Source organism: Micromonospora sp. NPDC049004, from assembly GCF_040649315.1.
GTDB lineage: Bacteria > Actinomycetota > Actinomycetes > Mycobacteriales > Micromonosporaceae > Micromonospora.
Genome location: NZ_JBEZFG010000006.1, coordinates 16273 through 36240, shown reverse-complemented (window position 1 = coordinate 36240; position 19968 = coordinate 16273). Strand labels below are relative to the sequence as shown.

General features: G+C 69.9%; 12 protein-coding genes and 1 pseudogene. 8 read left to right on the top strand and 5 right to left on the bottom strand.

All coding sequences use genetic code 11. The features are described from left to right. Positions 1 to 43: 43 nt before the first annotated feature. Together glgB and AB0B97_RS18960 are read right to left on the bottom strand one after the other, a co-directional pair. Entirely contained in the window at positions 44 to 2146 is a 2103-nt protein-coding gene (gene glgB / locus AB0B97_RS18965; RefSeq protein ID WP_357495038.1) for a 1,4-alpha-glucan branching protein GlgB, read from the bottom strand. A 251-nt stretch (positions 2147 to 2397) separates the two neighbouring features. After that, positions 2398 to 4446 (bottom strand): annotated as a pseudogene (locus AB0B97_RS18960) (maltotransferase domain-containing protein); the annotation flags it as partial. Positions 4447 to 4706: 260 nt separating this feature from the next. Between AB0B97_RS18960 and AB0B97_RS18955 the strand changes: the two are divergent. Next, the gene (locus tag AB0B97_RS18955; RefSeq protein WP_357495036.1) at positions 4707 to 5651 is read left to right on the top strand and encodes an inositol-3-phosphate synthase; all 945 of its coding nucleotides are present in this window, start codon (positions 4707 to 4709) and stop codon (positions 5649 to 5651) included. A 33-nt stretch (positions 5652 to 5684) separates the two neighbouring features. Here the strand turns inward: AB0B97_RS18955 and glgA are convergent, their stop codons facing one another. Continuing rightward, a complete protein-coding gene (gene glgA, locus AB0B97_RS18950) occupies positions 5685 to 6890 on the bottom strand; it encodes a glycogen synthase (protein ID WP_357495034.1) in 1206 nt (401 codons plus the stop codon). 72 nt (positions 6891 to 6962) lie between these two features. On the opposite strand from glgA, the gene glgC reads away from it, so the two are divergent. Together glgC and pgm are read left to right on the top strand one after the other, a co-directional pair. Next, positions 6963 to 8195, top strand: a complete 1233-nt coding sequence (gene glgC / locus AB0B97_RS18945; protein WP_357495032.1) for a glucose-1-phosphate adenylyltransferase — start codon at positions 6963 to 6965, stop codon at positions 8193 to 8195. A gap of 29 nt (positions 8196 to 8224) precedes the next feature. After that, entirely contained in the window at positions 8225 to 9868 is a 1644-nt protein-coding gene (gene pgm / locus AB0B97_RS18940; RefSeq protein ID WP_357495030.1) for a phosphoglucomutase (alpha-D-glucose-1,6-bisphosphate-dependent), read from the top strand. A gap of 54 nt (positions 9869 to 9922) precedes the next feature. On the opposite strand, the gene AB0B97_RS18935 is transcribed toward pgm, so the two are convergent. Both AB0B97_RS18935 and AB0B97_RS18930 read right to left on the bottom strand, forming a co-directional pair. Further along, positions 9923 to 10843: an NAD(+)/NADH kinase gene (locus AB0B97_RS18935; RefSeq protein ID WP_234588068.1), complete on the bottom strand. Its 921-nt coding sequence runs from the start codon at positions 10841 to 10843 to the stop codon at positions 9923 to 9925. A gap of 92 nt (positions 10844 to 10935) precedes the next feature. Next, positions 10936 to 14037: a M14 family zinc carboxypeptidase gene (locus tag AB0B97_RS18930; RefSeq protein ID WP_357495028.1), complete on the bottom strand. Its 3102-nt coding sequence runs from the start codon at positions 14035 to 14037 to the stop codon at positions 10936 to 10938. Between the two features lie 299 nt (positions 14038 to 14336). On the opposite strand from AB0B97_RS18930, the gene AB0B97_RS18925 reads away from it, so the two are divergent. From AB0B97_RS18925 to AB0B97_RS18905, 5 genes are all read left to right on the top strand, one after another. Beyond that, positions 14337 to 14876 (top strand): acyltransferase, encoded by a 540-nt coding sequence (locus AB0B97_RS18925; RefSeq protein WP_357495026.1) that lies wholly within the window; start codon positions 14337 to 14339, stop codon positions 14874 to 14876. Positions 14877 to 15022: 146 nt separating this feature from the next. After that, a complete protein-coding gene (locus AB0B97_RS18920; protein ID WP_357495024.1) occupies positions 15023 to 15985 on the top strand; it encodes an NAD-dependent epimerase/dehydratase family protein in 963 nt (320 codons plus the stop codon). 8 nt (positions 15986 to 15993) lie between these two features. Continuing rightward, complete coding sequence (locus tag AB0B97_RS18915) at positions 15994 to 17430, top strand: oligosaccharide flippase family protein (protein ID WP_357495023.1); 1437 nt, start codon at positions 15994 to 15996, stop codon at positions 17428 to 17430. A 19-nt stretch (positions 17431 to 17449) separates the two neighbouring features. After that, a complete protein-coding gene (locus AB0B97_RS18910) occupies positions 17450 to 18763 on the top strand; it encodes a glycosyl transferase family 1 (protein WP_357495021.1) in 1314 nt (437 codons plus the stop codon). Further along, entirely contained in the window at positions 18756 to 19958 is a 1203-nt protein-coding gene (locus tag AB0B97_RS18905) for a glycosyltransferase (protein ID WP_357495019.1), read from the top strand. The genes AB0B97_RS18910 and AB0B97_RS18905 overlap by 8 nt, the downstream gene beginning before the upstream one ends. Positions 19959 to 19968 lie beyond the last annotated feature (10 nt).

Below are 19968 nucleotides of genomic sequence, written 5' to 3'. Positions count from 1 at the left end.
GGGGGCGCTATTGGCAGTCGCTGTCACAACCGAAGCGCTAGATTCAGCCCTGGCGGAGCCAAATGACGCCCAGCGGTGGGACCTGGAGTGCCGCCGACGCCACCATCCCGTGCCACGGCACGTCCTCGGCGTGCACCGCACCCAGGTTGCCCACGCCCGACCCGCCGTAGTGGTGCGCGTCGGTGTTGAGCACCTCGGTCCACGTTCCGCCGGCCGGCAACCCGATCCGGTAGTCGTGCAGCGGCTGGGCGGAGAAGTTCGCCACGCACACAAGCGTCGAGCCGTCCGGGGCGATCCGGACGAAGGACACGGTGTTGTTGGCGACGTCGTCGCCGGCGATCCAGCGGAACCCGGCGGGCTCGGTGTCCTGTGCCCAGAGCGCCGGGGTGTCCCGGTAGACGCGGTTGATGTCACCGACGAGCCGCTGCACCCCGGCGCGGGCCGGGTCGTGGAGTAGGTACCAGTCGAGGCCGCGTTCCTCGCTCCACTCCCGGTCGTCGGCCAGCTCGGAGCCCATGAACAGGAGTTGCTTGCCCGGGTGCGCCCACATGTACGCGAGCAGCGCCCGTACGTTGGCCAGCCGCTGCCAGGTGTCGCCGGGCATCTTGCCGGCCAGTGAGCCCTTGCCGTGCACGACCTCGTCGTGGCTGATCGGCAGCACGTAGTTCTCGCTCCAGGCGTACGCGAGGGAGAACGTGAGCTGGTGGTGGTGGTGCTGGCGGTAGATCGGGTCCTTCGAGGTGTAGAGCAGGGTGTCGTGCATCCAGCCCATGTTCCACTTGAACCCGAAGCCCAGCCCGCCCTCGGCGGTGGGCCGGGTGACGCCCGGCCAGGCGGTCGACTCCTCGGCGATCATCACGACCCCGGCGTGGTGCTTGTAGACCGTCGCGTTCACCTCCTGCATGAGCGCGATGGCCTCCAGGTTCTCCCGACCGCCGTACTGGTTGGGGGCCCACTGGCCCTCGTCGCGGGAGTAGTCCAGGTAGAGCATCGACGCGACCGCGTCGACCCGCAGCCCGTCGACGTGGAACTGGTCGCACCAGTAGAGCGCGTTGGCGACCAGGAAGTTGCGCACCTCGCTGCGGCCGTAGTCGAACACGTACGTGCCCCAGTCGGGGTGTTCGCCCCGGCGCGGGTCGGCGTGCTCGTAGAGCGGGGTGCCGTCGAAGCGGGCGAGGGCCCACTCGTCCTTGGGGAAGTGCGCGGGCACCCAGTCGAGGATCACGCCGATGCCGGCGGCGTGCAGGGCGTCGACGAGGTGGCGGAACTCATCCGGGTCACCGAAGCGGGACGTCGGCGCGTAGTAGCCGGTCACCTGGTAGCCCCAGGAGCCGCCGAACGGGTGCTCCATCACGGGCAGGAACTCGACGTGCGTGAAGCCCAGCTCGGTGACGTACGCGGTGAGCTGCTCGGCCAGTTCGCGATAACCCAGGCCGGGCCGCCACGAGCCGAGGTGCACCTCGTACACGCTCATGGGCTCCTGGTGCGGCTGCCGCTCGGCCCGGCGGGCCAGCCAGTCCGCGTCGTTCCACCGGTACGTCGAGTGGTGCACCACGGACGCGGTGGCCGGCGGCACCTCGGCGTACGCGGCCAGGGGGTCGGCCTTGTCCCGCCACTGCCCGTCGGCGCCGAGGACCCGGTACTTGTAGCGGGCGCCGACCCGGGCGTTGGGGACGAACAGCTCCCACACGCCGCTGGAGCCGAGCGACCGCATCGGCCAGCCGTCGTCCGGACCCCAGCCGGTGAAGTCGCCGACCACCCGCACGCCCCGGGCGCTGGGCGCCCACACGCTGAACGCCACGCCCTCGTCGAAGACGCGCGCGCCGAGCGCGTCCCACAGCCGCTCGTGCCGGCCCTCACCGATGAGGTGCAGGTCCAGCTCGCCGAGGGTGGGCGGGTAGCGGTACGGATCGTCGTGGACGGTGCCGTCGACCTCCACCCGGTAGTCGAGCACGGTGCCCTCGACGTGGCTCTCGAAGACGCCCACGTCGTGCACGCGCTTCATCGGGTGCCGCTCGTCGCCGATGAGGAGCAGCACGTCGCCCGCGCCCCGGCGCAGCGTGCGGATCGTCGTCCACCCGTCGGCGGGGTGCGCGCCGAGCAGCGCGTGCGGGTCGTGCGTCACGCCGGTGATCAGCTGGTCCATCGGTCGTCCTTCGGGGCGGCGTCGGTCGGTGCGGAGGCGGGCGGGCGGGGCTTCGCCGAGCGACCCCCGGCCGAGCGGGGAGGGGCCGGGCGGGGGCCGGACGGGCGGGGAGCGGACGAACGCGCCGCCGTCCCAGCGCCGGTCGTCAGGCCCGCGCCGGTCGTCGGGCCCGCGCCGGTCGTCGAGGCGTCGGCCGTCGAGCCAGCGCCCGTCGTGTCAGCGCCGGCCGTCGTGTCAGCGCCCGCGGTCGGGGCCGGGGTCGTCGGGGCGGTGCCGCCGGACAGGTCGTCCGGGACGTCGGTGACGGTGAGGTCCGCCGGTTCGACGGCGGCAGGGGCCGGCGCGGTGGGCGCGACCGGGCGGCGGACGGTCAGCACGTGCGCCGGTTGCAGGTACGGGTCGAGGCGTACCGCGTTGCGCTGACCCCAGTCGTAGCTGGTGCCGGTCAGCTCGTCGTACACGGTGAACCGCTCGTGCCAGTCGAACCCCAGCTCCGGCATGTCGAGCGTCGTGTTGCCCCACTGCACCACACGTGGGTCGAACGAGCAGATCACGATGACGGTGTTGCCGGTGTCCGGGTCGTGCTTCGACCAGCACAGCAGCGCCGGGTTGTCGATCTCGTGGAAGCGCAGGTTGCGCAGCTGGTGCAGAGCCGGGTTGTCCCGGCGTACCCGGTTGAGGGTGGCCAGGAACGGCGCCAGCGAGCGGCCCTGCGCCTCGGCGGCGGCCCAGTCGCGGGGGCGCAGCTCGTACTTCTCGTTGTCCAGGTACTCCTCGGCGCCCGGGCGGGCCACGTGCTCGAACAGTTCGTAGCCCGCGTACAGGCCCCAGGAGGGGGAGAGCAGCGCGGCCAGCACCGCCCGGATCTTGAACATCGGCGGGCCGCCATGCTGCAACGAGGAGTGCAGGATGTCCGGCGTGTTCGGCCAGAAGTTCGGCCGCATGTGGTCGGCCGACGCGACAAGCTCCTCGCAGTACTCCCGCATCTCGGCGGCCGTCGTGCGCCAGGTGAAATAGGTGTACGACTGCGTGAAGCCGATCTTGCCGAGCCCGTGCATGATGGCCGGCCGGGTGAACGCCTCGGCGAGGAACAGCACGTCCGGGTCGACAGCCTTCACCTCGGCGATGAGCCAGTGCCAGAAGTCGAACGGCTTGGTGTGCGGGTTGTCCACCCGGAAGATCCGGATGCCCTCGCTAACCCAGTGCAGCACCACCCGCAGCACCTCGGCGCGGATGCCCTCCGGGTCGTTGTCGAAGTTGACCGGGTAGATGTCCTGGTACTTCTTCGGCGGGTTCTCCGCGTACGCGATGCTGCCGTCGGCCCGGGTGGTGAACCACTCCGGGTGCTCGGTCACCCAGGGGTGGTCCGGCGCGCACTGCAACGCCAGGTCCATCGCCACCTCCAGGCCCTGCGCCGCGGCCGCCTCGATGAAGGCGCGGAAGTCTGCCGGCGTACCCAGGTCGGGGTGGATCGTGTCGTGGCCGCCCTCGGCGGCGCCGATCGCCCACGGCGAGCCCACGTCGGTCGGTCCGGCGGTGAGCGCGTTGTTGCGGCCCTTGCGGTTGACCCGGCCGATCGGGTGGATCGGCGGCAGGTAGAGCACGTCGAAGCCCATCGCGGCCACACCCGGCAGCCGCTCGGTCGCGGTGGCGAAGGTGCCGGAGCGCCCACCCGCCGCTCCTTCGGAGCGCGGGAAGAACTCGTACCAGGCCGAGAAGAGGGCCCGCTTGCGGTCAACCCACAGGGTGTACGCCTCACCGGCGGTCACCAGCTCCCGCACCGGGTGCTCCCAGAGCAGGTCGGCCAGGGCCAGCGCCGGGTCGACGCGCTGCGGCAACGGAAGGCCGGTGTCCACGAGGGCGGTGAGCGCGTCGGCGAGGCGGGCCCGGTCGGCGGCCGGCACCAGCTCGCGGGCGGCGGCCAGCACACGTGCGCCCTCGGCCAGGTCGTTGGCCAGGTCCTCCGGCCCCTGCCCGGCGGCGATCTTCTTGGTCACCGCGTTCTGCCAGGTCAGGTACGGGTCTCCGAACGCCTCGACGGAGAAGGTCCAGGAGCCGACGGCGTCCGGGCGGATCGTGGCGTGCCAGCGGTCCTGGCCGGGCTCGCCGGGGCGCATCCGGGTGAACGGCCGTTGCTCGCCGTCCGGGCCGCTCCACACCACGTTGCAGCCCAGCGCGTCGTGCCCCTCCCGGTAGGCGCGCGCCGACACCGGAACCGGCTCGTCGACGACTGCCTTGGCCGGGTACCGCCCGCACGAGACGACGGGGGAGACGTCTTCGATCGGGAACCGTCCTGTCACCCCGCCAACCTACTGTGCGAGATCGGCTCGCGCGCGGCCAAGCCCGCCAGGTGCCCTTCTGCGCGATGACATCGGATGCCCAGGTGTTCCAGGGCGTGTCGCGGGACCTACCCCGCGCCCCGCCCGGATCGTTGGCACCTCAGCAGCAGCACCCTCGGCGCGTCGAATTGCTCAACTGACAACGATCGAGGCCCGTCGCCGGGCTGGCCGGAGCGGATCACCGCACCACGGTGTGCGCGCAGGTGCCGTAGCCTCCGGCCATGATCGAAAAGGTGAAGGTCGCGGTCGTGGGCGTCGGCAACAACACCTCCGCGCTGGTGCAGGGAATCGCTCTCCACCGCCACAGCGGCAGTCTGGTGGGTGTCCGCAGGCCGATCGTCGACGGGCTCGCGGTGGGCGACATCGAGTTCGTCGCGGCCTTCGCCACCTCCCGGGAGAAGATCGGCCGGGATCTGACCGAGGCGATCTTCCTGCCGCCCAACAACTTCCCCCGACTCGACTGCGACCTGCCCGAGGCGGGTGTCGCCGTCACCGAGGGACTCGTCGACTCGGCCGGGGTGGACCGGGTGGCGGCGGCACTGGCCGGGGCGGAGGTGCTGCTCTACTCGGCGCCGAGTGGCCGACCGGAGACCGCCCGGGCGTACGCCGAGGCGGCGCGTACCGCAGGTGTCGCCTTCATCAACACCACCGCCGACCCGATCTCCCGCGATCCGGACGTGATGAGCGGGTTCGAGGCGGCCGGCCTGCCGCTGCTCGGAGACGACCTGGCCAGCCAGTTCGGCACCTCGGTGGTGCACAACGCGCTGCTGCGGTTGCTCCGGGAACGGGGCCTCACGCTCGTCAGCTCCTACCAGGTCAACCTGGGCGGCACCGAGGACTTCCGCAACCTGGTCGAGAACCCCAGCACCAAGAAGCAGTCCAAGCTCAACGCCCTGCCGGACGCCGACCGGGTCGAGGTGGCCCCGCTCGGCTATCTGCCGCACCTGGGATCACAGAAGGTGGCGCACCTCAACATCGAGGCACAGGGCTGGGGCGAGACGGTGGTGAGCCTCGACGTGAAGCTGAAGGTGGACGACCCGAGCGGCGCCGCCGGGGTCAACATCGACCTCATCCGCATAGCGGCGAGCGCGCTCCGCAACGGGCACGGTGGTCACCCTGCTGAGGCGACGTCGTTGCTCAAGTCCCCACCCGGAACGGCGATCTAGATCGGCCGGGCATCGTCGACGGGCTGGGCGCTGTCAGGCCCCCAGCACCGAGCGGTACACGTCGAGGGTCTGCCGGGCTATCGCGTCCCAGGAGAAGTGCTCCACCGCGCGCCGCCGACCGGCCAGGCCGAACCGCTCGGTACGCGCCGGGTCGGCGAGCAGCGTGTTGATCGCCGCCGCCAGGTCCGCGACGAACGTCTCCGGCTTCAGCGGCGTCCCCGACCCGTCGGTGGCCTGCTCGATCGGCACCAGCAGGCCCGTCTCGCCGTCGGCCACCACCTCGGGGATGCCGCCGGTAGCGGTCGCCACCACCGCCGTCTCGCAGGCCATCGCCTCCAGGTTGACGATGCCCATCGGCTCGTACACCGAGGGGCAGACGAAGACTGTCGCGTGGGTGAGCACCTGGATCACCTCGGGCTTGGGCAGCATCTCGGCCACCCAGACCACGCCGGAGCGGTTGGCCCGCAGCTCGGCGACCAGCTCCTGGACCTCGGCGGCGATCTCGGCCGTGTCGGGTGCGCCGGCGAGCAGCACGAGCTGGGTGTCGGCCGGCAGTTCCCGGGCCGCCCGCAACAGATACGGCAGGCCCTTCTGCCGGGTGATCCTGCCCACGTACACCACGCTGGGCAGCGTGGGGTCGATGCCGAGCCGCTCCAGCACGTCGGTGCCGGAGTCCGGCGCGTACTGCACGGTGTCGATGCCGTTGTAGACCACCCGGACCCGGTCCGGGTCGACCTGCGGGTAGGCGGCGAGCACGTCGTTGCGCATTCCCGCACTGACCGCGATCACCGCGTCGGCGGCCTCCATCGCGGTGCGCTCGATCCAGGAGGAGAGCGTGTAACCGCCGCCGAGCTGCTCGGCCTTCCACGGCCGCAGCGGTTCCAGGCTGTGCGCGGTCAGCACGTGCGGCACCCCGTGCAGCAGCTTCGCGGTGTGCCCGGCCATGTTCGCGTACCACGTGTGGCTGTGCACCACGTCGGTGCCGGCGGCGCCGGCGGCCATCTCCAGATCCACACCCATCGTCCGCAGCGCGGCGTTCGCGCCGGTCAGGCCGGGCGGATCGGTGTACGCCGTGACGCCCGGCTCGGTGCGCGGCAGGCCGAAGCAGTGCACGCGTACGTCGGTGAGGTGGCGCAACTCCCGGGCCAGGTACTCGACGTGCACACCCGCGCCGCCGTAGACCTCCGGTGGGTACTCGCGGGTGAGCAGATCGACGCGCAGCGGGGTGGGTTCCGTCATGACCCCGCACCCTAGTGCAGAAGACTCCCCGTACGAGTGGTGAAGTCCGACGCGGGTGGATAGCGTCGGGGCATGGCTGCCAAGGTGCTCGCGATCGTCCTGGCGGGTGGGGAGGGCAAGCGCCTGATGCCACTCACCACGGACCGGGCCAAGCCGGCCGTCCCGTTCGGCGGGATGTACCGCATGGTCGACTTCGTCCTCTCCAACCTGGCCAACGCCGGCTATCTCAAGATCGTCGTGCTGACCCAGTACAAGTCCCACTCCCTCGACCGACACATCACCAAGACTTGGCGGATGTCCACGCTGCTCGGCAACTACGTCACCCCGGTGCCCGCGCAGCAGCGTCGTGGCCCGTGGTGGTTCGCCGGCTCGGCCGACGCCATCTACCAGAGCTTCAACCTCATCAACGACGAGCAGCCCGACTACGTGATCGTCTTCGGCGCCGACCACATCTACCGGATGGACCCGCGGCAGATGGTGGAGGACCACATCGCCTCCGGCGCGGCGGTGACCGTCGCCGGCATCCGGCAGCCCCTCTCGATGGCCGACCAGTTCGGTGTCATCGAGGTAGGCGAGGACGGCCGGAAGATCCGTGCGTTCCGCGAGAAGCCCACCGACGCGGTTGGCCTGCCGGACGCGCCCGACGAGATCTACGCCTCGATGGGCAACTACGTCTTCACCACCCGCGCCCTGTGCGAGGCGGTCGAGCGGGACGCGGCCGACAAGTCCAGCAAGCACGACATGGGCGGCAGCATCATCCCGATGCTCGTCGAGCGGGGCGAGGCGAACGTCTACGACTTCCGCGACAACGAGGTGCCGGGCAGCACCGACCGGGACCGTGGCTACTGGCGCGACGTGGGGACGCTCGACTCGTTCTACGACGCGCACATGGATCTGATCAACGTGCACCCGGTGTTCAACCTCTACAACTTCGAGTGGCCGATCTACACGGAGCAGCCGCCGTGGCCGCCGGCGAAGTTCGTCCACCAGTGGGGTGAGCGGGTCGGCCGCGCGGTCGGCTCGATGGTCTCGCCGGGTGTGGTGATCTCCGGCTCGCTGGTGGAGAACTCGATCGTGTCGCCGAAGGTGCGGGTGCACTCCTGGGCGCACGTCGAGGGCTCGGTGCTGATGGAGGGTGTCGAGATCGGCCGGCACGCGGTGGTGCGCCGGGCCATCCTGGACAAGAACGTGTTCGTCCCCGAGGGCGCCGAGATCGGCGTCGACCTGGAGAAGGACCGGCAGCGCTACACCGTTTCCGACAACGGCATCGTGGTGATCGGCAAGGGCCAGCGGGTCGAGCCGTGACAGTCGCACTATCAAGGAGGTAGACCCCCGTGACCCATCCCCGTGCCGGCCAGCCCGCCGAGCCCGCCGACCTGGTCGACGTGCCGCGCCTGGTGACCGCCTACTACGCCGAGCATCCGGACCCCGCGGACCCGGCGCAGCAGGTGTCCTTCGGCACCTCCGGCCACCGGGGCTCCAGCCTGCGCAACGCGTTCAACTCCGACCACATCCTCGCGGTCACCCAGGCGCTCTGCGACTACCGGCGGGAGCAGGGCCTCGACGGCCCGCTGTTCCTGGCCCGGGACACGCACGCGCTCTCCGCGCCGGCCGCCGTGGACGCCCTCGAGGTGCTCGCCGCCAACGGGGTCACCGTGCTTGTCGACAACCGCGACGGGTACACCCCCACGCCGGCGCTGTCGCACGCGATCCTCACCCACAATCGGGGTCGCACCAGCGGGCTCGCCGACGGCATCGTCATCACCCCGTCGCACAACCCGCCCGACGACGGCGGCTTCAAGTACAACCCCACCAACGGCGGGCCGGCCGACACCGACGTCACTCGCTGGATCCAGGACCGCGCCAACGCGATCCTCGCCGCCGGGCTCAAGGAGGTCCGCCGGATCACCTACGCGCGGGCCCGGGCCGCCGACACCACCGGGGAGTACGACTTCCTCGCCAACTACGTCGACGACCTGCCGGCGGCGATCGACATCGACGCGATCCGCGACGCCGGCATCCGGATCGGCGCCGACCCGCTGGGCGGGGCCAGCGTGGCGTACTGGGGCGAGATCGCCGAGCGGCACCGGCTGGACCTGACGGTGGTCAACCCGACGGTCGATCCGACCTGGCGGTTCATGACCCTCGACGGGGACGGCAAGATCCGGATGGACTGCTCTTCGCCGAACGCGATGGCGTCCCTGATCGCCGCCCGCGCCGACTACCAGATCTCCACGGGCAACGACGCCGACGCCGACCGGCACGGCATCGTCACCCCCGACGCCGGCCTGATGAATCCCAACCACTTCCTGGCGGTGGCGATCGGGCACCTGTTCCGGACCCGCGCCGACTGGGGTCCGGCCGCCGCGGTGGGCAAGACCCTGGTCTCCTCCTCGATGATCGACCGGGTGGCCGCCGACCTGGGCCGGCCGCTGCTGGAGGTGCCGGTCGGTTTCAAGTGGTTCGTGCCCGGCCTGCTCGACGGTTCGGTCGGCTTCGGCGGTGAGGAGAGCGCCGGGGCGTCGTTCCTGCGCCGCGACGGCTCCACCTGGACCACCGACAAGGACGGGATCCTGCTCTGCCTGCTCGCCTCCGAGATCCTGGCCACCACCGGGCGCAGCCCGAGCGAGCACTGGGCGGAGCTGGCCGAGCGGTTCGGTGCGCCCGCGTACGCCCGGATCGACGCCCCGGCCACCCGGGAGCAGAAGGCCGTGCTCGCCAAGCTCTCCCCAGATCAGGTCGACGCCACCGAGCTGGCCGGTGAGCCGATCACCGCGACCCTGACCACCGCCCCGGGCAACAACGCCCCGATCGGCGGCCTCAAGGTGAGCACCGAGTCCGGCTGGTTCGCCGCGAGGCCCTCGGGCACTGAAGACGTCTACAAGATCTACGCCGAGTCCTTCCAGGGCCCCGACCACCTGAAGAAGATCCAGGAAGAAGCCAAAACCCTGGTAGACCAGGCCCTGTCCCAAGCCTGACCCACCCACCCCACCCCACCCCGGCCCGCGCCCGGGTGGGGTGGGTGGGGTTGGTTAGCAGCGTGGGGGGATTTCGTTTTCGTTGGGGTTCTGGAGTTCCTTCGGGAGTAGTGCCTTGAGCTGTTCGGGAAGGAACGGCAGGTCGAGCAGGCTCATCTTCAACTGGTTGCGTTCCTGGTACCGCAGCGGGTCGAAGCGCACCACCAGCCCCGCGTTGCGCCGGTAGCTGATGTCCACCGCGCCCTCGTCCGCCGCGTCCCGGAACACCAGCCCGTCCATCTCCACCACGACTGCCGACGAGTGCGGCTCCAGCTCCAGCCGGATCTTCTCGTCCCCGGAGAGCACCACCGAGCGGGAGATGCCGGCCATCGGCGCCGACGGGGTGACGACCACCGCGTCCGCCGCCGGGGAGATCAGCGGACCGCCGGCGGCATAGCTGTACGCCGTGGAGCCGATCGGCGTGCTCACCACCACGGCGTCGGCCCGGTAGTAGCCGTACTCCTGCCCGTCGATGGCCAGGGTGGCGGTGACGAAGCCCGAGCCGGGCCGCCGGACCAGCGCGATGTCGTTGAACGCCACCACGTCGTCGCCACACACGTCGCAGGCCAGGCAGGCGTGCGACTCGATCGTGAAGTCCTTCGACAGCAGCCGGCTCAGCGCCTCGGGCAGCGCCGGCGGCTCGATCTCGACGAGAAAACCGAGCCGGCCCAGGTGCACGCCGAGCACCGGCTTCGGATCGCGGATGGCGGAGCGCAGCGCGCCCAGCATGGTGCCGTCGCCGCCGATGCTGATCAAGGCGTCGGCGCGGACGGCGACCTCGTCCTCCGGCAGGGGCTCGACGTTGGCCGGCACGCGGTGCTTGTCCTGGGCGCGCACGTAGAGCGACTTGTGGTGGCGCGTAGCCCACCGTTCGATGATCCCGACCACCTCGGTGACATCCCGGGTGGGGTGCAGTACCAGTCCCAGACCCGACACCCGTACAGCTCACCACACCGGCGTCGGACGCGTCCGGCGTACCGGGGAAGGTGCGCCGGCGGTCCACGGACCGCCGGCGCCCCGTCGTGGCGTCAGCGGCGCGGCCGGCCGGTCAGGTGGGTGAGCGAGCGGGCGACCAGGTCGTTGCGGGCCGCCGGCGGCAGACCCTCCAGCCCGAAGCCGAGGTACACGGTGTCCGTGGTGACCACCACCGACCCCTCCTCGAACGCCTGCTGGCTGCGGGACCAGTCGGTGGTGTTGCCCCCGGAACCCGCGGGCGGCCCGGCCACCGCCCAACCACCCAGGTCGGTGGACTCGAACGAGGTCTCGGTGACCGTGGCCCCGTCGACGAGCACCCGGGCGTCGTCCAGGAAGACACCCAGGCCCTGGGTACCCCAGTCCGAGACGTACGAGATCGACACCTCGACCTGCTTGCCGGCGTACGCCGACAGGTCGATCGAGAAGTCCTGCCAGCCGCCGGACGCGCCGGTGACCGCGTGCCACTCCCCGGTGCTGCCGGTGGCCGAGCAGTCCGCGCCCTGGTAGTGCCCCAGGAACGGGTGCAGGGTCTGCCAACCCGACTCGCAGCTCTCCCCGGTCTCCCGGCCGGTGTGCCCGTTGGCGTCGGGCAGGGTCGTCCAGTCGTCGCTGCCCACCTCGTGCGCCTCGACGATCATGAAGTCCCAGTTCGCTTCGATGTCGTACGAGGCGGCGAACCGCAACTCACCGCTGGTGGCCCCCGAGAGGTCCACCGTGCGGGTGAGGCGCTTGTACGACTCGTCGGCCTGCCCGCTCCACAGGTACCAGTCACCGGTGCGCGGGTCGAACGGCGCCGACCCCGGGCGGACCCAGTCCACCGGCGCGGAGCTGGCGAACTGGGGGAACTGGTCGACCGGCAGGAAACTCGACGTGGTCAGGAACGAGGCCGTGTGTTCCTGGTTGCCCGCCGAACCCGCCGCGTTGAGGGTGCCGTCGAAGCCGGCGAACGCCCCCTCGGAGCCGTGGATCGGGAACGGACCGTCCGTGCCGGTGCCGCCGTCGCTGACGTAGGTGTGGGCGCCCAGCCAGTACTGCTGGAAGTCGTTCAGCAGCGGCAGGCAGGTGGGATCGTCGCCGTCGGTGCACTCCGGCGGCGCGTCCGGGTGGTAGACGTACGATCCGTTGGCGCCCTGGGCGTAGAGGGCGTACTGGCCGCTGACGAGCAGCTTGCCGCCCTCGTTGAGGTAGTCCCGCACGGCCAGCTCGGTGTCCAGCGCCGCCTTGGCCGCAGTGCCGGCCACCTGGCCGGGCGAGCGCAGGATGACGTCGTCGCCGGTCTCCCAGACCACCGTCTTGTAGTGCGACAGCACACCGAGCGGGTGCGGGGCCGCGCGCCGCATGGCGTCGAAGTCGTACACGTCGCTGCTGCGCCCGGCGGCGGTCAGCGACGCGGCGACCTCGTCGGCGTACTTCGCTGTGGTGCCGGTCTGCGTCGGGCTCAACCCGGTGACGTCCTCCATGGCGAGGACGAGTACGTCACCGCCGATGTCGGTGTGCACCCGGTAGGTGAAGTGTTCGCTGGCCACCACCCCGGCGCGTTGCTTGACGCCGGTGAACCAGACCTCCACCCGGTCGCCGGGCTTCGTGCCGGTGACCGTGCCGCGCAGTTCGGCGTAGTAGTCGTCGTTGGTGTCGCCGTACCGCTCGCCGCCGCGCCACTCGCGGACCCCGACGGTCTTCGGTCGGCCACCGTTGACGACGTAGTGCATCCGCACGTTCTTCAGGGCGCGGCGGGTGATCGAGGCGACCTGCTGGGTGCGCCCGTACGAGGTGTCGAAGGCGTCCACCACGAAGTCCGGGGTGCTGCGGCCCACCACCGACACCGGGTCGTCCGGGTCGGCCGCGGACTTCGCCACGGCCAGCGCGAACGGCAGGTTCTTGCTCACCTCGCCGGCGATCAGCGTCTCGTCGTCGGGGAAGATGAAGTCGCTGACGCAGTCCTCCGGGCGCCACTGGTCGTCCGGGTCGACGTTCGCTGCGGAGTCACAGGTCGACATCTCCGGGGTGAAGCCCAACGTGCCGTACCGGACGGTGGCGTGGCTGTCGGTGTCGCCGTTGGTGGTGTACAGCTCGGCGGAGATGTCCGGGTCGTAGCCGGGAACGGCCGGGTGGGCGTCGTCACCGGCCATCGCCTGGTAGATCACGTCGTCGGGTGTCGGCGTGCTCACCTGCCAGCCGACGCCGTAGAGCAGCAGTTGGGCCGCCGAGTGGTAGTTGACGAAGAACTCGAAGCCGACCCGCCGCAGCAGCCCGTCCAGCGCCTTCGTCTCCGGCTCCGAGGCCGGGCGCGGGCCCCGGTAGGTCTCGCTGTTGGCGTCGGGCGAGGAGCCCTCGTTGTCGTACCCCCACTTGTAGGCGAAGTTGCGGTTGAGGTCGACGCCGTCGCCGGGGCCGATCTGGCCGTCGCCGTCGTTGTCGCGCAGGTTCTTGCGCCACAGCCGGTTGCCGGGGGTGAAGGTGTAGTCGTAGCCGTCCGGGTTGGCCACCGGCAGGAACCACAGCTCGGTCGTGTCGAGCAGGCGGGTGATCTCCCGGTTCGTGCCGTAGCTGTCGAGCACGTGGTGCATCAGCCGGCGGGTCATCTCCGGCGTGATCCACTCGCGGGCGTGCTGGGCGCCGGCGTAGAGCACCGCCGGTCGCTGACCGTCGCGGACCTTCCTCGCGTCCCTGGTCACCTTGACGGCGAGGATCGGCTTACCCTGCTGGGTCCTGCCGATGGTCTCCAACTTGGTCAGCTTCGGGAACCGCGCCGCCGTGGCGCTGAGCTCGTCGCGCAGGCCACCCGGCTCGCTGTACGGGCGAAACGCCGACCAGCCCGCCGCCGACTGCTCCCGCAGCGCCTGCGAGGCGTCCTTGCCGCGGACCTTCTTCACCCGCAGGGGTACGCCCCGGTCGGTCAGCCGTTTCGCCTGCCGGGGAGTGAGGACCGTCTCGACGGCGGTGCGGCCGGTGGAGTCCGCAGTGGCGTCGTGACCGAGGTCCACCCCGGCCTCGCGCAGCAGGTCGCGCTGCTTCGCGTCGACAGTGCCGACGTACACCTCCAGGCCCTCCCGGGCACCCGGATCCGATGGTGGCCGCGCGCTCGCCGGCGGAGCCAGCGCCACGGCGCCGAGCAGGGTGACCACGCCGGCGATCGCCAGTCGTCTCGGTCTCATCGCGCCTCCTTGGGTGAAGGACCTGTAGGCGCGAGCCTTCGGTGCGGCGTGACCGGTGTCAATAGGTCGATGGGTGCGAGGTCGCTGAACGTGTCGATGCGGCTGCCTGACGTGACGGTCAGCGGCGTCGGCGCGGGAGTGGCCGTACTGCTGCCCGTCGACGGCCAGGGTGGCGCTGGCGGCCGGGAAGCCTGCGCTGGTGTCCGCTTAAGCATGAATAACGGCATTTGCCCGTCTCTGCCCAGGTCGGGGATCGTTGCGGCTGGTGTTCAGGTGGGTTTTTCGAGTTGAGGAGAGCCGTGCGCAGCCAGTTTCGTGCCGCCGTCAGGCTGATCCGGGGTCGATGGGTCGCGGCCCGTGACCCGCAGGCCTACGCCCGGATGGTCGGCGTCAACATGAGGGGGCGGGTGACGTTCTATGGCATGAGCCTGGGCATGTTCGGCTCCGAACCCTGGCTGATCACCCTTGGGAACAATGTTCACGTCACGGCCGGCGTGCAGTTCGTCACGCATGACGGCGGGACGCTGATCCTGCGAAAGGAGTGCCCGGACCTGGAGTGGACCGCTCCGATCACAGTTGGTGACGACGTCTACATCGGGATGCGGTCGCTCATCATGCCGGGCGTCGCCATCGGAGACCGATGCGTGATCGGAGCCGGAGCAGTTGTCACCACCGACATCCCCGACAACACCGTGGCCGTGGGTGTGCCGGCTCGGCCCATCCGCACCACAGACGAGTACCTCGCTCGACTTCAGGAGAAATCCCTGCGGATCGGGCACCTGCCAGCTCAGGCCAAGGCCGAGGCGATCAAGAAGATCTACGGCATCGCGACCCACTGACGGGCGTGGCGCAATGCCGGTGCCGCCGGTCCTCGCCGTCTGCTGGCCGAGCCCAGTTGCCCGACTCACCTGCCGTGACCTGCGCGAATCCTGTTCGTTGCTTGAAGGAGACGGACTCGGCCGCTCCCGGTCGCCGTGGCCGCAAGGTGAGCGAGGAGAACGTCTTGAAGGTAATCGTCACGGGGGGCGCGGGATTCATCGGTGCCAACCTCCTCCGGGAGCTCGTCGACAACCCGCTGATGGACGAGCTGATTGCGGTGGACGACCTCTCGACCGGATCGGTGGACAATCTCGCTGATCTACCAGTCCGGTTGCTGCGCGGCACGGTCCTCGATACGAAGGTCCTCGATGAGGCGCTGACCGGCGCGGACTGTGTGGTGCACCTCGGTGCGTTGGGGTCCGTCCCGAGGTCCATCGACAACCCTCTTGCCAGCCATCACGCCAACGCGACGGGCACCTTGATGGTGCTGGAGGCGGTACGACGGCATGACGTCCCGCACGTCATCGTCGCCTCCTCGTCGTCGGTCTACGGCGCCAACCCGATCCTGCCCCGTCAGGAGACGCTCCGGCCGATGCCGGTGAGCCCGTACGCGGTGTCCAAGCTGGCGACGGAGGCATACGCCCTCGCCCACTCCTCCTGCTATGGCCACGCGGTCCTGGCGTTCCGCTTCTTCAACGTCTTCGGTCCGCGGCAGGCCGCGCACCACGCGTACGCCGCCGTGGTGCCGAAGTTCGTATCCGCGGCTCTGGCGGGCCAGCCCCTGCGGATTCACGGCGACGGCGGGCAAACTCGTGACTTCACCTACGTCGGTAGCGTCACTTCCACCATCATGGACGCGATCGTCCGACGAGTCTCCGCGCCCGATGCGGTGAACCTGGCCTTCGGAGCGCGTGTCTCCCTCCTCGAACTGGTAGCAGAGCTGGAATCCGTGCTGGGACGCCCGCTTGACCGGGTGCACGAACCGGCCCGCCCGGGAGACGTCCGTGACTCGCAGGCAGATTCCAGCCGACTGCGCGAGCTGTTCCCCTCCCTGCGTCGCTACTCGATGCGGGAAGGGCTGGAGGCGACCGTCGCCTGGATGTCTGAGCGCGTCTTGGCCGCACACTGACATCCGACATGCATCGCGCACCCCAGGGAACCCTCGCCCCCGACGTCTCGCAGAACGGGAGCCCTCAGCGGGCCGACGCTTCATCCTCTGACGATCGGCAGGGTGCTGAACGTAGCCGTCGCCTCGCGGCCGGGATAGCCACTGCCGTTGCTGGCCGGGCCCTTGGCGTCGTGGTGCCGCTGCTCCTGATTCCCGTCACCCTGTCCTACCTGGGCCCGGAGCGCTACGGCCTGTGGGCTGCCGTGCTGGCGCTGGCCGGGATGGCCGCGTTCGCCGACCTCGGCCTGGGTAACGGCTTGATGACGAAGCTGACGTTGTGCCACGGTGCGGGCGACAGCGAGGGTGCCCGCCGGTACCTGTCCAGCGCGTACTTCCTCCTGGTGCCGCTGGCGGTGATGCTGTGCGTGCTGCTCTGGCTGATGGCGCCGGTGGTGCCGTGGGCTTCCCTGCTCGGTCTGCCGGGCAACATGAGCCCGGCAGACGTCCGCGGCATGGTGCTGGTCGGCTTGACCGCCGTGGTGCTGAACATTCCGCTGTCGTTGATCATCCGCGTTCAGTACGCCTTCCAGCAGGTCTCCATCAGCAACATGTGGCAAGCGGCGGGCGCTGTGCTGGCCCTGCCGCTTGTGTTGTCGGCGGTTTGGACGAAGCAGCCGCCCGTCATCGTGGTCGGAGCGGCGGTCATCGGTCCGCTTCTCGCGAACCTGGCGAATTCCGTGTGGGTCTACGGGCATCGGATACCGGAGATCTGTCCGCGGCTCAGTCAGGTGGACCGGACCCTCGCCCGAAGGCTGCTCCGGCTCAGTGGAATGTTCTTCGTGCTGACCGTGGTGATGTCGGCGGCCAACAACGCGGATACCTTGATCATCGCGCAGACCCTGGGCCTGGAGCAGGTCACTGCGTACGCCGTGCCGGCCAAGGTGCTGGCTCAGGCCGGAATGCTGGTCGGCCTGGTGAACGTGCCGCTCTGGCCGGCGAACGGCGAAGCCCTTGCCCGACACGATCTGGCATGGGTTTACCGGACGGTACGCCGGATGACGTTGATCTCCACTGCCATAACTCTCGTGCCCTCGGTGGTCCTGGTGATCGTCGGAGGGCCGTTCTTCGCTGCCTGGCTCTCCGTTCCGTTTGGCGGGGACCGGTGGCTCCTCGGCGGTCTGGCGCTGTGGTGGGTGCTGCTCGCGGGCATCTCGCCCCGGTTCATGGTGCAGAACGCGATGGGAGTCGTTCGCCCGCAACTGCTCGGGTGGGTGGCCTACCTGGTTCTCTCGCTGATCGGGAAGTGGTGGGCCGCGACCCTGTGGGGAATCACCGCGCTGCCCTACGTGGCCGTGGCCGCGTATTTGATCACGGTGCTGCCGGCCGCCATCTACGGCTACCGCAGGGCGCTGACGATGTCCGAACCGCAGTCGACCGAACGTGAGGTTGCGCTTGAGACTCGATGATGGTCACCCACGAGTTCTGGTGGTGGGGGCGAAACCGTTCAGCCGTTCGACGAATGAGGGGATCACGCTCTCCAACCTCTTTCAGGGGTGGCCGGCCGATCGGCTCGCGCAGGTGCACACCGTCGACGCACCACGCACCACTGACGTGTGCACGTCGTTCTACCACTTCGGGCTACGGAACTATCCGGTCGACCACGCTCTGCGTTCGATGCTCGCCGCCTCCGGCGGATCGCGAGCCACGCTGGGAGCACCAGGGGCGCTGGCGGCCAACCGAGGTCCCACGTCTCGCCTCGTCGCGCAGCTGCGCGCTGCGGCTGACCTGACCCCCTGCCGGTTTCCGGACGATCTGGCACCGTGGCTGCGCCGACACCAGCCCGATCTGGTCTACTCACTGTTGGGCAGCGTCCGTGTGAACAGGCTCGCCACGAAGATCGCCCGATCTGTGGGCGTGCCCCTCGTACCGCACTTCATGGACGACTGGCCGACGACCAACTACGGCTCGGGGGAGTTGTTCGGGCTGGCCCGGGCATCGTTGCTGCGTACGCTTCGCGCGGCGGTGCGAAGAGCACCGCGCGGCATGTGTATCAGCCTGCCCATGGCCGAGGAGTACCAACGGCAGTACGGCATTCCCTTTGGCGCCTTCGCCAACTGTGTGGATGACGCCGACTTCGCCGACGGCTCGGCCCAGGACAGCTCGCGCCCCTCCTCGCAGCCGCTGGAACTGGTCTACGTCGGTGGGCTGCATCTGGGCCGATGGCGGCCGCTGGCGCGGATCGCCGAGGCACTGGACCAGTTCGCCAGCGACCTACCGCCGCTGCGGCTCACCGTCTATGCACCGGAGCGCGACCTCGCGCAGTTCCGCGAGGCGTTCACCGGAAGCCGATCCGTCCACCTTGACCGTTGGCTGCACAGCGACGAAGTGCCCAAGATTCTCAAGGCCGCGGATGTCCTCGTACACGTCGAGTCGTTTGCGCCCGGCCACCGGCGCTACACCCGACTGTCGCTGTCCACGAAGATCCCGCAGTACCTCGCGGCCGGGCGCCCGATCCTCGGCTTCGGCCCCGAGGAACTCGCATCCATGCGACACATTGCCGAGGCGCGGGCTGGTGTCGTGGTGGGAGCTGAAGGGTCGGAGCCGATGACGCGTGCTCTGCGGCTACTCCGAGATGCGGGTCTGCGCCACACCTGGGGCAGCAACGGCCTGGGGTACGCCCGCCGGCACCACCGCCGGGAGACGCTCAGCAAGCGCTTCGCCGAGTTCCTGGCCGAGGCCAGCAGGACCGACGCGGGCGCTGTCGCGGAGCTGAGTGAGCGGGAGCGCAGCAATGGATGAGTCCATGGTCCGCCACCGAGACTGGTTGGCGTACGTCGGTCCGTTCCAGTTTCCCTGGGGGCAGCCGGGCTCCCGGCGTGTCGTCGGCATCGCCAGCTCACTCGCCAGCTCCGGGTACCACGTTGTGGTAGCGAGCGGCGAGGATGGCCCTCAAGCCATCAGCACGTTGGAGGGCGTCGACGGGCCAGGTTCCGTCTCCTATCTCGGGCTCGGGGAGACAGCCTCCGTCGGAGGCTCGCTGCTGGCCAGGGCCGCCCACTTTGCTGTACGGCTCGGGCGGCGCACGGTCGACTGGTTGGACGCCCAGCCGACGCGACCGTCGCACGTGATGGTCTACGGCGGTGCCGCGCAGTACATGCTCCACTTACGCCGCTGGTGCCGGCGTAACCGGGTTCCGCTGTTGGCCGACGTCGTGGAATGGTACGACCCTCGGCACCTGCGCGGCGGTTTCCTCGGCCCGTTGCATCTGAGCTCGGAATCCGCGATGCGCTACTTCTATCCGCGTTGTGCCGGCATCGTCGCGATCAGCTCCTATCTTGAGGACTACTACCGCGGGCTCGGCACGAACGTGGTACGCGTACCGCCAACGCTCGACGTGCGTACCCTGCGGGTCGGTCCCGCCGTACGGCGTCAGGCGGCCGACCTGTCCCTGGTCTACTTCGGCACTCCAGGTCGCAAGGACCTGCTGGGCACGATGGTCCGTGCGGTCGACCGGCTCGAGCGACAGGGGGCCGCGATCGAACTGCACATCTACGGCCCCACGGCGACGCAGGTGCGGGACCTTGCGGGGCTTGAGCGGCTCCCGAAGGGCGTCGACGTGCGGGGTCGGCTCGCTCAGCAGGAGATGCCGCAGGCACTGAGGGAAGCCGACTTCAGCGTGATTCTGCGTCGGCCGGAGCGGTTCGCGCAGGCTGGTTTTCCGACGAAGTTCTGCGAAAGCCTCGCCAACGGCACACCGGTGATCGCTAATCTGACCAGTGACCTTGGTGACTATCTGCGTCACGGCGTCGAGGGCTTGGTCTGTGACGGCTGGTCCGAAACGGAACTGGCCGACGTCTTACACGCCGCGCTGGAGTTGGCCCCGGCCCAGCGGGATGCCATGCGAGGGGCTGCCAGGGCGCAGGCGCTGGAGTCGTTCGATTACCGCGGCTACGCTCCGCAGCTTTCCGTGCTTCTGGAGACGGCTCGACCGTGACCATTGGTAC

Coding starts and splice junctions, on each gene's coding strand:
- AB0B97_RS18955 (WP_357495036.1), top strand. CDS start 4,707: ATGATCGAAAAGGTGAAGGTCGCGGTCGTGGGCGTCGGCAACAACACC.
- glgB (WP_357495038.1), bottom strand. CDS start 2,146: ATGGACCAGCTGATCACCGGCGTGACGCACGACCCGCACGCGCTGCTC.
- glgC (WP_357495032.1), top strand. CDS start 6,963: ATGGCTGCCAAGGTGCTCGCGATCGTCCTGGCGGGTGGGGAGGGCAAG.
- AB0B97_RS18915 (WP_357495023.1), top strand. CDS start 15,994: ATGCATCGCGCACCCCAGGGAACCCTCGCCCCCGACGTCTCGCAGAAC.
- AB0B97_RS18930 (WP_357495028.1), bottom strand. CDS start 14,037: ATGAGACCGAGACGACTGGCGATCGCCGGCGTGGTCACCCTGCTCGGC.
- glgA (WP_357495034.1), bottom strand. CDS start 6,890: ATGACGGAACCCACCCCGCTGCGCGTCGATCTGCTCACCCGCGAGTAC.
- AB0B97_RS18905 (WP_357495019.1), top strand. CDS start 18,756: ATGGATGAGTCCATGGTCCGCCACCGAGACTGGTTGGCGTACGTCGGT.